This is a genomic window from Pseudomonas fluorescens, assembly GCF_902497875.1.
GTDB lineage: Bacteria > Pseudomonadota > Gammaproteobacteria > Pseudomonadales > Pseudomonadaceae > Aquipseudomonas > Aquipseudomonas fluorescens_BR.
In genome coordinates this window covers 226,145-239,083 of the sequence record NZ_CABVHY010000003.1, presented here as the reverse complement: position 1 = coordinate 239,083, position 12,939 = coordinate 226,145, and the positions used below count along the sequence as shown (strand labels likewise).

12 protein-coding genes are annotated in these 12,939 nt (G+C 60.5%); 5 read left to right on the top strand and 7 right to left on the bottom strand.

Annotated elements, in window-relative coordinates; genetic code table 11:
* Positions 1-108 precede the first annotated feature (108 nt).
* The 3 genes from F8N85_RS04160 to mgrA all read left to right on the top strand — a co-directional run bounded on the left by F8N85_RS04160 (position 109) and on the right by mgrA (position 1,975).
* Entirely contained in the window at positions 109-291 is a 183-nt protein-coding gene (locus F8N85_RS04160; protein WP_150802406.1) for a type II toxin-antitoxin system HicA family toxin, read from the top strand.
* Positions 292-383: 92 nt separating this feature from the next.
* On the top strand, positions 384-785 hold the full coding sequence (locus tag F8N85_RS04155; RefSeq protein WP_150802405.1) for a type II toxin-antitoxin system HicB family antitoxin: 402 nt from the start codon (positions 384-386) through the stop codon (positions 783-785).
* Between the two features lie 152 nt (positions 786-937).
* Positions 938-1,975, top strand: coding sequence for an L-glyceraldehyde 3-phosphate reductase (gene mgrA, locus F8N85_RS04150; RefSeq protein WP_150802404.1), 1,038 nt, complete (start codon positions 938-940; stop codon positions 1,973-1,975).
* Between the two features lie 136 nt (positions 1,976-2,111).
* Here mgrA and tauD read toward each other — a convergent pair whose 3' ends face one another.
* The 7 genes from tauD to F8N85_RS04115 form a co-directional block, all read right to left on the bottom strand.
* The gene (gene tauD, locus F8N85_RS04145) at positions 2,112-2,945 is read right to left on the bottom strand and encodes a taurine dioxygenase (protein WP_150802403.1); all 834 of its coding nucleotides are present in this window, start codon (positions 2,943-2,945) and stop codon (positions 2,112-2,114) included.
* Positions 2,946-2,992: 47 nt separating this feature from the next.
* Entirely contained in the window at positions 2,993-3,835 is an 843-nt protein-coding gene (gene tauC, locus F8N85_RS04140; protein ID WP_150802402.1) for a taurine ABC transporter permease TauC, read from the bottom strand.
* Entirely contained in the window at positions 3,832-4,626 is a 795-nt protein-coding gene (tauB, locus tag F8N85_RS04135) for a taurine ABC transporter ATP-binding subunit (RefSeq protein WP_150802401.1), read from the bottom strand. The genes tauC and tauB overlap by 4 nt, the downstream gene beginning before the upstream one ends.
* Before the next feature lie 16 nt (positions 4,627-4,642).
* Positions 4,643-5,620 carry a taurine ABC transporter substrate-binding protein gene (gene tauA, locus F8N85_RS04130; RefSeq protein ID WP_150802400.1) on the bottom strand — a complete coding sequence of 326 codons (978 nt, stop codon included), beginning with the start codon at positions 5,618-5,620 and terminating at the stop codon, positions 4,643-4,645.
* 226 nt (positions 5,621-5,846) lie between these two features.
* Positions 5,847-7,430 carry a glutamate--cysteine ligase gene (gshA, locus tag F8N85_RS04125; RefSeq protein WP_150802399.1) on the bottom strand — a complete coding sequence of 528 codons (1,584 nt, stop codon included), beginning with the start codon at positions 7,428-7,430 and terminating at the stop codon, positions 5,847-5,849.
* A gap of 214 nt (positions 7,431-7,644) precedes the next feature.
* Positions 7,645-8,028, bottom strand: coding sequence for a PaaI family thioesterase (locus F8N85_RS04120; protein WP_150802398.1), 384 nt, complete (start codon positions 8,026-8,028; stop codon positions 7,645-7,647).
* Complete coding sequence (locus tag F8N85_RS04115) at positions 8,028-10,352, bottom strand: Tex family protein (RefSeq protein ID WP_150802397.1); 2,325 nt, start codon at positions 10,350-10,352, stop codon at positions 8,028-8,030. The genes F8N85_RS04120 and F8N85_RS04115 overlap by 1 nt, the downstream gene beginning before the upstream one ends.
* A 361-nt stretch (positions 10,353-10,713) precedes the next feature.
* On the opposite strand from F8N85_RS04115, the gene ompR reads away from it, so the two are divergent.
* Positions 10,714-11,454, top strand: coding sequence for a two-component system response regulator OmpR (ompR, locus tag F8N85_RS04110; protein ID WP_150802396.1), 741 nt, complete (start codon positions 10,714-10,716; stop codon positions 11,452-11,454).
* A gap of 119 nt (positions 11,455-11,573) precedes the next feature.
* Positions 11,574-12,887, top strand: a complete 1,314-nt coding sequence (locus F8N85_RS04105) for an ATP-binding protein (RefSeq protein ID WP_150802395.1) — start codon at positions 11,574-11,576, stop codon at positions 12,885-12,887.
* The last annotated feature ends 52 nt before the right edge of the window (positions 12,888-12,939 follow it).

Below are 12,939 nucleotides of genomic sequence, written 5' to 3'. Positions count from 1 at the left end.
AAGGCAGGATTTGTAGACTAATATTTAACCGAGTGTGTATGGTGTGTATTGAGCTCGCCCTTTGCTGTGTACAGTGCGCCACAGAGGCTGTCGAAAAGGGCGAGGGTGATGCGAAGTCGGGAAATGATCAAAGCGATCGAGGAGGACGGGTGGTATCTGGTGGCGGTGAAAGGCAGTCATCACCAATACAAACATGCGAGCAAGCATGGGAGGGTCACCATCAAGCACCCGGACTCCGACCTTCCGAAAGGTACGATCAACAGCATACTGAAACAGGCCGGACTGAAATGAAGCCGGTAAGCAGGTACGAACACCCTCATGGGGTCGTATTGAAGAGAAACCGGTCTCCAACGAAACCGGATTTAGAGGAAGGGTCCACCAACATGAAATTCCCAGTCGTTCTGCACAAGGATGCCGACTCAGACTACGGAGTGATTGTCCCTGATGTGCCGGGTTGCTTCTCCGCGGGTAGCACTGTGTCGCAAGCATTCGAAAACGTGAAAGAAGCATTGTCCTTGCATTACGAAGGACTGGTCGCCGATGGCGATCCACTTCCACACGTGCACGAGATAGATGATCACCTTGATAATCCCGACTATGCCGGTGGTGTATGGGGGGTTGTTGAGTTTGACGTTACACCTTATTTCGGGAAATCGGTTCGCTTCAACGCCACGCTTCCTGAGCAGTTACTTGAACGTATTGATCAAACTGTAAAACGGGACCGTCGTTACAGCTCACGGTCCGGATTTCTGGCTGCGGCGGCATTGAGAGAATTGTCGGCGTGAAGCAGGTGATCGTTCCCTCGCGCATAGGTGGGGGGAACGATCATGGGTTAGTGGTGCCGTATCGAATACGATGACAAGACTTTGCCCGCGATAAGGTCGCAATGACCTTCAGAGTTTCAGAGACACCGCAGACTCAAACCAGAGAGGATTCGATGACTTACATTGCTGCCGAAAACCGCTACGACTCCATTCCTTACCGCCGCGTCGGACGCAGGGGTCTGGTGCTGCCGGCATTGTCCCTGGGCCTGTGGCACAACTTCGGCGACAGTACGCCGATCGATACCCAGCGCTCGTTGCTGCGCACGGCCTTCGACCTGGGCATCAATCACTTCGACCTGGCCAACAACTATGGCCCGCCCTACGGCAGCGCGGAGATCAACTTCGGTCGTTTGCTGCGTGAAGACTTCAAGCACTACCGCGATGAACTGATCATCTCCAGTAAAGCCGGTTGGGACATGTGGCCCGGTCCGTACGGTCAGGGCGGCGGTTCGCGAAAATACGTGCTGGCAAGCCTTGATCAGAGCCTGCAGCGGTTGGGCGTCGACTATGTGGACATCTTCTATTCGCACCGCTTCGACCCGGATACTCCTCTGGAAGAAACCGCCGGTGCTCTGGCCACCGCCGTGCAGCAAGGCAAGGCGCTGTACATCGGTATCTCGTCGTATTCCGGGGCCAAAACCCGGGAAATCGCAGCTTTGCTGAAAGAGTGGAAAGTGCCGCTGTTGATCCATCAACCAGCCTACAACCTGCTCAACCGCTGGGTGGAAAAAGACCTGCTGGATACAACCGATGAACTCGGCGCCGGGGTGATCGCCTTCACGCCGTTGGCCCAGGGCCTGCTGACCGATAAATACCTCAACGGCGTGCCCAAGGATGCGCGGGTGAACCGCCCGGGCGGCGGTTCGCTGCAAGCCTCGCACCTGTCGCAGGCCAATATTGCCCACGTGCGCGCCCTCAACGAAATCGCCCAACGCCGCGGCCAAAGCCTCGCGCAAATGGCCCTGGCCTGGACCCTGCGTGACCCGCGGGTGACCTCCGCGCTGATTGGCGCCAGCCGCCCGGAGCAGATCATCGAAAACGTCGGGGCGTTGAAGAATTTGAGCTTCAGCGCAGAGGAGTTGGCCGAAATCGACCGGTTTGCCCAGGAAGGCGGGATTAATTTGTGGGAGAAGCCGTCGACGGCTGAGTAATCGTTTCCGATTGATTTATCGCCTATCAAAAAGCTTTCGCGGGCAAGTCGGATCGCCGCACCGCCGCTCCCACAGGTATTGGGCGATCCTTGTGGGAGCGGGCTTGCCCGCGAAGACGGTGTAACGGGCCGACCACTTAAAACGGCACATCCCCCAAAATCGTCGCCCGGTGCATCACGCGCCGTTGCGGGCGGTAGTCGTCGACGGCGAAGTGTTGGGTGACGCGGTTGTCCCAGAACGCTACGTCGTTCTCTTCCCAGCGCCAGCGGATAGTGAATTCCGGGCGGGTGGAGTGGGCGAACAGCAGTTTCAGGATCACTTCGCTTTCGGCTTCCGACAGCTCGTTGATGCGGGTAGTGAAGCCTTCGTTGACGAACAGCGACTTGCGTCCGCTGACAGGGTGAGTGCGGATCACCGGGTGTGACAGCGGCGGGTTCTTCTTGCGTGCCTCTTCCCAGCGCGCAAGGTCTTCGGCGGTGGTGCCGAAGCGTTCCAGCGGGAAGGATTTGATGAAGTCGTGGGTTGCGGTCAGGCCTTGCAGCAAGCTTTGCAACGGCGCCGACAGTGCTTCGTAAGCCGCGATGCCGCTGGCCCACAGGGTGTCGCCACCAAACGCCGGCAGCAGCTTGGCGCTGAGCACCGCGCCCAGGGCCGGGGTCGGCAGGAAAGTCACGTCGGTGTGCCAGACGGCATTATCGCGGACGTCGGTTTGCGCCGTGTCGAGGATCAGCACCTCAGGCTGTTCCGGGACATTCGGGTAGATCGGATGAATGTGCAAGTCACCGAAATTGGCGGCGAACCGTGCTTGCTGCTGTGGGTTCAACGGCTGCTCACGAAAGAACAGGACGTGATGCTTGAGCAACGCCTGCTCGATGGCGTCGCGCTGTTCGACGTTCAGCGGTTGGGTGATGTCGACACCGCTGATCCGGGCGCCAAGGGTGCAGCTAAGGGGCGTAATGCTCAGGCTCATGATATTTCTCGAATTCGGCGCCGAAGTGTCGGCGTAGTCAGTTCTGTTCAATGCGCCTGGCCATGCCACGGCACCAGCTTGCGTTGCAGGGCACGCAGGCCCATTTCCATGGTGAAGGCGATCAGCGCGATCACCAGAATTCCCAGTACCACCACATCGGTGACCAGAAACTGCGCAGCCGACTGGACCATAAAGCCCAGGCCACTGGTGGCAGCGATCAATTCGGCGGCGACCAGCGTCGACCAGCCGACACCCAGGCCAATCCGCACACCGGTGAGAATGTCCGGCAGGGCGCTGGGCAGGATCACATGGCGAATCAACTGGGCCCGCGTCGCGCCCAGGGATTGCGCGGCGCGGAGTTTGGTCGGGTCGACGGTACGCACGCCGGTGGCGGTGGCGATGGCAATTGGGGCGAAGATCGCCAGGTAAATCAGCAGGACTTTGGACAACTCGCCAATCCCGCACCAGATGACGATCAGCGGCAGATAGGCCAGCGGTGGAATAGGGCGGTAGAACTCGATCAACGGATCGAGAATGCCGCGGGCGATGCGGTTGTGGCCGATGGCGATACCCACCGGAATGGCGCTTAGCACGGCGAACCCCAGGGCCATGCCAATACGGCTGAGGCTGGCGCCCAGGTGCTGCCACAAGGTCGAATCCATGTAGCCGCTGGTCGCCAGTAACCAGCCTTTTTGCAGGACCGCTGAGGGAGGTGGCAGAAACAGCGGTTCAATCAATCCGCTGGCAGTCACGGCCCACCAGAGGGCAAGCAGCGTGATCAAGGTCAGTACGCTGATCCAGCGGGTACTCAGACTGCGACGAACAGCAATCGCCGCGGATGAGTTGGCGCTGGTTTTTGTGGCCGTGGCCGGTAATCCATAGCTGCTCATGCGCGCTCCTGCTGCTGGATGGCGCTGCGTTGAGAGAACACTCGAGCAAGCACGTGTTCACGGGTTTCGATAAAACGCGGGTCGGACTTGATCGTTCGGGCCGATTCACCGGCGGCATAACGCCGGCCGAAGTCCAGGCTCAGACGCTCGACGATTTGCCCGGGATTGGGCGCGAGCAAAATCAGCTCGGTGGCGAGGAACACCGCTTCTTCAATGTCGTGGGTAATCAGGAACACCGGTTTGGCGGTGCGCTTCCAGACTTGCAGCAGCAGCTCCTGCATCTGCTCGCGGGTGAAGGCATCGAGGGCACCGAAGGGTTCGTCCATCAGCAGCACGCGCGGGTCAGCGGCCAGGGCGCGGGCCAGACCGACACGCTGTTTCTGGCCGCCGGACAGCTGCCAGATGCGGCGCTGGTCAAAGCCGGCGAGGTCCACCAGCGCGAGCATTTCCCGCGCGCGGGTTTCCCGTTGCGGCTTGGGGATGCCCGCCAGTTCCAGGCCGAAGCCGACGTTAGCCAATACGTCCTGCCACGGCAGCAGCGCGTCATCCTGAAATACCACGCCGCGCTCGGCGCTCGGGCCTTTTACCGGAACGCCGTCGAGGGTGATGCGTCCGGCGCTCGGTTCGACGAAACCGGCAATCAGGTTCAACAGCGAGGTCTTGCCACTGCCGGACGGGCCGAGGGCGACCAGCAACTGCTGTGGCCCAAGGCTCAGGGAAATATCCGCCAGCACCGGCTCGGGGCTGCCTGGGTACTGTGCGCCGATGCGCTCCAGTTCTAACAAGGCCATCGCTGTTTGCTCCTGATCAGTTGGTAATGAACTTGGCGCTGACGTACGGAGCGTAATCCGGCAGTACGGCTTCGACCTTGCCTTGTTCCTTGAGGAACGTGGCGGTGTCGGTGATGGCTTTGGTGGTCGGCGCGCCGAGGGTGATCACCTGGTCAGCCGCCAGCGGATAGACGTTGCCTTGCAGCAGCAACGGGATGTCGCTGGCTTTGGCGCCGGAGAGTTTCACCAGCTTGTCGACGTTGCCTTTGTCTGCCAGCCAGGCTTGGGGGTCTTTGCGGTAATCGGCGTAGGCGTCGAGGGTGACTTTGGCGAAGGCGGTGACAATTTCCGGGTGCTTCTCGGCGAAGTCTTTACGCACGATCCAGGCATCGAAGGTCGGCGCGCCGAACTTGGCCAGTTCGCCCGAGGTGATCAGCACCTTGCCGTTTTCCTTGGCCACGCCCAGTGCCGGGTCCCAGACGTAGGTCGCATCGATATCGCCGCGTTTCCAGGCGGCAACGATCGCTGGCGGTGCGAGGTTGAGGATTTGTACTTTCGAAGGGTCAATGTTCCAGTGTTTCAGTGCCGCCAGCAGGCTGTAGTGGCCGGTGGAAACGAAGGGCACGGCGATTTTCTTGCCGATCAGGTCTTGTGGGGTTTTGATCCCGGAACCGTCGCGGGCCACCAGGGCTTCGGCGGCGCCGATCTGGGTCGCGATGAGGAAAGTCTGCACCGGGACTTTGCGGGTAATCGCCGCCGTCAGCGGGCTGGAGCCGAGGTAGCCAATCTGCACATCGCCCGAAGCAATGGCGGCAATGATGTCGGCACCGTTGTCGAATTTTCGCCAGTCGATTTTTGCGTGAGTGGCTTTTTCATAAGCGCCGTCGGCCTGGGCGACTTTCGCCGGGTCAACGGTGGTCTGGTAGGCGACGGTAACGTCAGCCGCCTGGGCAAAGAAGCTTGCCGCAGCCAGGGACGCGGCCGCCAGGAGGCGCAGGGGAAAGTTCGTTTTCATGGAGAAGCTCCTTGTTCAAGCGGCCGGAGGATCGGCTGACAAGGAGACTAAATGATCTAAGAATCACAAAATAAATAACTTTTTAGAATTAGCATATGAGCAGAAAATTCTAAGGATCAAAAGATCGCAGCCTACGGCAGCTCCTACAAAGGCGGGTTGATAACCGGTCCCGTAGGAGCTGCCGCAGGTTCGGGCCGCGTTCGGACGATCTTTTTACAGGCGTCGCTTAATTACTGATCGCCAGAATACTTGCCTGGTACGCGCCGACAAACACATCGAAATCGCCGACTTCGCTCTGCTCCAGTTCTGCCTGCTGCGCCAGTGAACTGCGCGCCAGCTCCTCGAAGCGAGCCTGGTCTTGCGCACTCAACGGTTCGCTGCGGAAGTACTCGGCATGGGCCTGGCTCTGGCGCAGGGAGAACTGGGTAAAGCTCTCCTTATGCTCATGCATGGCGGCCAGCACCTGCGCTGACGGAGTCAGGGACGGATCCTTGACCTTCGCCAGTTGCGCGTCCAGGGCTTTGCTGTGGGCATCGCCGCCGTGGCTTTGATCGAGCAGCGCGGCCAATGGCGCAATCTTCTCCAGCAACTCGCCGGCCCACTCTTTCAGGTCCACCGGTTGGCCTTGGCGCTGCAATTGCAGGCCCGGGCGGCGACCTTCCTTGACCACTGCGAGGAAGTTCGAGGTGCAATTGCCGCATTCTCTGTTGGCGATCAGCGGGCTCTCGTTCAGCGCGCAGTACAACAGGAAGGTGTCGAGGAAACGTGCCTCCTGCAGATCGATGCCCATCGGCAGGAACGGGTTGATGTCCAGGCAACGCACTTCGACGTACTGAACGCCACGGGCCACCAGCGCCTGGATCGGCCGCTCGCCGGTGTAGGTCACGCGTTTCGGGCGGATGTTGGAGTAGTACTCGTTTTCGATCTGCAGGATGTTGGTGTTGAGCTGAATCCACTCACCGTCCTTGTGGGTGCCGATCTCGACATAGGGCGGATAGGCTGTGGCCACTGCCTTGCGCAGGCTGTCGGTGTAGCTGTGCAGATCGTTGTAGCACGGCGTCAGCCCGGCCTGAGCGTTACTCTGGTAACCCAGGTCGCTCATGCGCAGGCTGGTGGCGTAAGGCAGATACAGCGTGTCTGCATCAAGTTGCTCAAGCTGATGGGAGCGACCGCGCAAAAAACCCGCATCGAGTGTCGGCGAGGCGCCGAACAGGTACATCAACAGCCAGCTATAGCGGCGGAAGTTACGGATCAATGCGATATAGGCCGCCGACTGATAGTCGCGGTCGGTACCGACAAAGCCTTCGTCCTGCTTGAGCAGCGGCCAGAGTTTCTCCGGCAGGGAGAAGTTGTAGTGAATGCCGGCAATGCATTGCATGGTCTTGCCGTAACGCAGGGCCAGCCCCTTGCGGTACACGTACTTGAGCTTGCCGATGTTGGAGGTGCCGTAATAAGCAATCGGGATATCTTCCTCGGCCGGCAACGGGCACGGCATCGATGGACTCCACAGGTACTCTTTGCCGAGCTTGCTGTAGGCAAAACGGTGGATCTTGTCGAGGCTGCTCAGCGTCTCTGCCGGATCAGGCAGGGCCGGAGTGATGAACTCCAGCAGCGACTCGGAATAGTCGGTAGTGATTTGTTCGTGGGTCAGTGCCGAGCCCAGCTCTTCAGGGTGCGGCGTCTGCGCCAGACGGCCGGCATCGTTGACGCGCAGGCATTCGCGCTCGATACCATGCAGGCACTGCTCGAGCAGAGAGAGGTTAGCGCGCTCGCCAAGCAGAGCCAGGCGGCGGTTGAGAAGTTCGCTCAAGTTGGATTCCTTCACGCGTCAGTCGCCCCAATATGGGGGTGGGCAAGACGGTCTACAAGGGTGAAGTGAAAACTGGCGTGGTCGCCTGGTTATTGAGTCGTACTGACCCGTATGAAAACGCTGCACTTCATCCCTGAATCTGGCTTGGGCGCAGGCAGAAAACCCCGACGCCACGTTCGTAGCGCCGAAATTAACTCAAATTGATGGCAGGGAGCTATAGGACAGCGAAGGTGCCTTGTGCTTTTGCGACGAGTTTATCGCCTTGCATCACATCCGCTTCGACGACGAGCGTGCGCCGGCCAGGGTGTATGACCCGTGCCGTGCATAACACTTCGCCTTCATTCACTGCGCGAACATAGTTGATTTTACACTCGATGGTCGCGCTCTGCTGGTCGAAGCCATGAGTGCTGGAACAGGCCAGCCCCATGGCGATATCCACCAGACTGAACAAGGCCCCGCCGTGCAGCTTGCCGCCGCGATTGCGCAATTGCGGCTCGAGGCCCAGGGTGACTTGCGCCACCCCGACCTCAAGACTGTGCAAACGGCAACCCAGCAGCTTGAAGAAAGCGCTTTCGGTCAGCCCTGCAGGGATTTCCATCAGCGTTTCTTCAACTGCTTGGCGTTGGCGAACAACGAAGCCATGGCGTTGTTGGCCGGAGCCGGCGCCGTGGTTTCTTTGCGCGGTGCGGTGTTTTGCGACTGGCGTGGCGCCGAGCCAGGGCGCGCGCCACGGGCACCGTCGATTTTCTCGCCCGGGGTGTCGCTCATGCGCATCGACAGACCGACGCGTTTGCGCGGGATGTCGACTTCCATGACCTTGACCTTGACCACATCGCCGGCTTTCACCGCTTCACGCGGATCCTTGATGAATTTCTCCGACAAGGCGGAAATGTGCACCAGACCGTCCTGATGCACGCCGATATCGACGAAAGCACCGAAGTTGGTCACGTTGGTCACCACGCCTTCGAGGATCATCCCCAGTTCCAGGTCCTTGAGGTCTTCGACGCCGTCCTGGAACTCGGCGGTCTTGAACCCTGGACGCGGATCGCGACCGGGTTTTTCCAGCTCCTGAAGAATGTCGGTGACTGTCGGCAGACCGAAGGTTTCGTCGGTGTACTTCTTCGGGTCGAGACGCTTGAGGAAGCTGGCGTCGCCGATCAGCGAGCGGATGTCGCGCTCGGTTTCAGCGGCGATGCGCTGTACCAGCGGATAGGCTTCCGGGTGAACCGCGGACGAATCCAGCGGGTTGTCGCCGTTCATTACCCGCAGGAAGCCGGCGGCCTGTTCGAAGGTTTTTTCGCCCAGGCGCGAAACTTTCTTCAATGCAGCGCGAGTCTTGAACGCACCGTTTTCATCACGGTGATTCACGATGTTCTGCGCCAGGGTCGCGTTGAGCCCGGAAATCCGTGCCAGCAGCGCCACCGAAGCGGTGTTCACGTCGACGCCGACCGCGTTCACGCAGTCCTCGACCACTGCATCCAGGCCGCGCGCCAGTTTCAGCTGCGACACATCGTGCTGGTACTGGCCGACACCGATGGATTTCGGATCGATTTTCACCAGTTCGGCCAGCGGATCCTGCAGGCGACGGGCAATCGACACCGCGCCACGGATCGACACGTCGAGGTCCGGGAATTCCTTGGAGGCCAGTTCCGAAGCCGAGTACACCGAGGCACCGGCCTCGGAGACCATGACTTTGGTCATCTTCATGCCTGGGTATTTTTTGATCAGCTCAGCGGCCAGCTTGTCGGTTTCGCGGCTGGCGGTGCCGTTACCGATGGCGATCAGGTCCACCGAGTGCTTGGCGCACAGGGCGGCCAACACGGCGATGGTCTGGTCCCACTGGTTTTTCGGTACGTGGGGGTAAACCGTGGCGTAATCCAGCAGCTTGCCGGTGGCATCGACCACTGCGACTTTGCAACCGGTGCGCAGGCCCGGGTCCAGGCCCAGGGTTGCGCGCGGTCCGGCCGGTGCGGCCAGCAGCAAGTCGTGGAGGTTGTGGGCGAACACGTTGATTGCCTCGGTTTCGGCGCCGTCGCGCAACTCGCCCAGCAAATCGGTTTCCAGGTGGGTGTAGAGCTTGACCTTCCAGGTCCAGCGCACCACTTCGCTCAGCCACTTATCGGCTGGGCGACTCTGGTTTTTCACGCCGAAACGCTCGCCGATCATGATTTCGCATGGGTGCATGGCGCCCGGCAGCTCTTCACCGACTTTCAGCGAGGAGCTGAGGATGCCTTCGTTGCGACCACGGAAAATCGCCAGGGCCCGGTGCGACGGCATGCTTTTCAGCGGTTCGTCGTGTTCGAAATAATCGCGGAACTTGGCGCCTTCCTCTTCCTTGCCGGCGATCACGCGGGCACTGAGGGTGGCTTCCTGCTTGAGGTAGCTGCGCAGCTTGTCCAGAAGGCTGGCGTCTTCGGCGAAGCGCTCCATGAGGATATACTTGGCGCCTTCGAGAGCCGCCTTGACATCGGCAACGCCTTTTTCGGCATCGACGAAACGCGCGGCTTCGGATTCCGGAGACAGCGTCGGGTCGTTGAACAGGCCGTCGGCCAGCTCGCCGAGGCCGGCCTCCAGGGCGATCTGGCCCTTGGTGCGGCGCTTCTGTTTGTACGGCAGGTACAAATCTTCGAGGCGGGTCTTGGTGTCGGCGAGTTTGATGTCGCGGGCCAACTCCGGGGTCAGCTTGCCTTGCTCTTCGATGCTGGCGAGGATGCTGAGGCGCCGTTCGTCGAGTTCTCGCAGGTAGCGCAGGCGCTCTTCCAGGTGCCGCAATTGGATGTCATCGAGGCTGCCGGTCACTTCTTTCCGGTAACGGGCGATGAAGGGCACCGTGGAGCCTTCATCCAGTAGAGCGACGGCCGCTTCGACCTGTTGCGGGCGTACACCGAGTTCCTCGGCGATGCGGCTGTTGATGCTGTCCATAAAACCACCTGACAAATTGTGAAAGCAGGCTCGCAGGCGCGGGGTTCGGGCTTGGCGAGTCTGGTTGAGCGGCCTGGCCGGCGCCGCTACCTGGATCAAAAGGCAGCCCTGTTGACCCGTGAAATCGAAAAATTACTGCGCGGCCATGGAAAATAAAGAGTGGCCACCCACAGTAACGATCAGACGTTGCCCTGCACAAAAGGCGGCGCATTATAACCAGCGTTCGGCCCTAGGGGGATATCGTGCCATGTAGGCACAATGGCCGGTTTACTGGCGATCGAGGAAAAATCTGCTAACAATGCACACGGTGCGTATAACGGCAGCTACGCCATAATGCGCACCGAGATCAAAGGAGCATCCAATGAGCAGCACTGCACAAACTGCTGAAGGCGAAAAAATTCTCATCGTTGATGACGATCCGGGGCTGAGCAGCCTGCTGGAACGTTTTTTCGTCAGCAAGGGCTTTCGCGCCCGGGCCGTGCCGAACACCGAACAAATGGATCGTCTGCTGGGGCGCGAGGTTTTCCACCTGGTGGTGCTCGACCTGATGATGCCCGGTGAAGATGGCCTTAGCGCGCTGAAACGCCTGCGTGTGGCGAAAAACCAGATACCGATCATCATGCTCACCGCCAAGGGCGACGAGCTGAGCCGCATCAAAGGCCTCGAAGATGGCGCCGATGATTACCTGGCCAAACCGTTCAACCCGGACGAACTGCTGGCCCGTGTCAAAGCGGTCCTGCGGCGTCAGTCGGCGCCGGTGCCTGGCGCACCCGGCAGCGAAGACGAAAGCGTGACCTTCGGCGACTACGAGCTGTCCCTGGCCACCCGTGAACTCAAGCGGGGCGAGGAAGTACACATGCTCACCACCGGTGAGTTCGCGGTACTCAAGGCACTGGTGATGAATGCTCGCCAGCCGCTGACCCGCGACAAGCTGATGAATCTGGCCCGTGGCCGCGAGTGGGATGCCCTGGAGCGCTCCATCGACGTCCAGATCTCCCGCCTGCGCCGGATGATCGAGCCCGATCCGTCCAAGCCGCGTTATATCCAGACTGTCTGGGGTGTGGGTTATGTGTTCGTACCGGATGGCACCGCGACCAAGTGATCGGTAATTTGTAGGAGCGGGTTTCTCGGGCGATCTGTCACATGACGGCAACCCGGGCGGCTCGCGATCCGCAATTCCGCGAGCGCCGCTCGCTCCTGCAAAGTGTGTAGTTGCCGTCTATGAAGACCCCCGTGTGGTTCCCTCAAAGTTTTTTCTCCCGCACCCTTTGGCTGGTGCTGATCGTCGTGCTGTTTTCCAAGGCGCTGACCCTGGTTTACCTGCTGATGAACGAAGACGTGCTGGTGGATCGCCAATACAGCCACGGTGTCGCGCTGACCTTGCGCTCTTATTGGGCTGCGGACGAAGCGAACCGCGAGAAAATCGCCGAAGCCGCCACGCTGATTCGAGTGGTTGGCGCAGGTGTGCCTGAAGGTGAGCAGCACTGGCCGTACAGCGAGATCTACCAGCGACAGATGCAGGCCGAACTGGGTGCCGACACCGAAGTCCGCTTGCGCATGCACGCACCGCCGGCCCTATGGGTGCGCGCGCCGAGTCTCGGTGATGGCTGGCTGAAAGTGCCGTTGTACCCACACCCGCTGCGTGGCCAGAAAATCTGGAGCGTGCTGGGCTGGTTCCTGGCGATCGGTCTGTTATCCACAGCCTCGGCCTGGATCTTCGTCAGCCAGCTCAACCAACCCCTCAAGCGACTGGTGTATGCCGCCCGCCAGTTAGGTCAGGGGCGTAGCGTGCGTCTGCCGATCAGCGACACCCCGAGTGAAATGGCCGAGGTGTATCGCGCCTTCAACCAGATGGCCGAGGATGTCGAACAGGCCGGGCGTGAACGTGAGCTGATGCTGGCTGGCGTGTCCCATGACCTGCGCACTCCGCTGACCCGCTTGCGGCTGTCCCTGGAGCTGATGGGCGACCACAGCGACCTCACGGACGCCATGGTGCGCGACATCGAAGACATGGACGCGATTCTCGATCAGTTCCTGGCGTTTATTCGCGACGGTCGCGATGAGACGGTCGAAGAAGTCGACCTCACCGATCTGGTGCGTGAAGTCGCGGCGCCTTACAACCAGAACGAGGAGCGGGTTCGCCTGCGCCTGGAACCGATCCAGCCGTTCCCGTTGCGCCGGGTTTCGATGAAGCGCCTGTTGAACAACCTGATCGGCAACGCCTTGCATCATGCCGGTACCGGAGTCGAAGTGGCCGCCCATGTGTCAGGTGACACCAACGCACCCTACGTGGTGTTGAGCGTGATGGATCGTGGGGGCGGTATCGATCAGTCTGAGCTCGAAGCGATCTTCAACCCGTTCACCCGCGGCGACCGCGCCCGAGGCGGCAAAGGCACCGGGCTGGGCCTGGCTATCGTCAAACGGATCGCCTCGATGCACGGCGGCAATGTAGAACTGCGCAACCGCGCAGGCGGCGGGCTCGAAGCGCGAGTGCGCTTGCCGTTGGGGCTGATGTTGCCGAGGGATGCGGTGTAGGGAAAATCGGAAAGCAGCGAGCTGGTCGCGATCCTTGTGGCGAGGGAGCTTG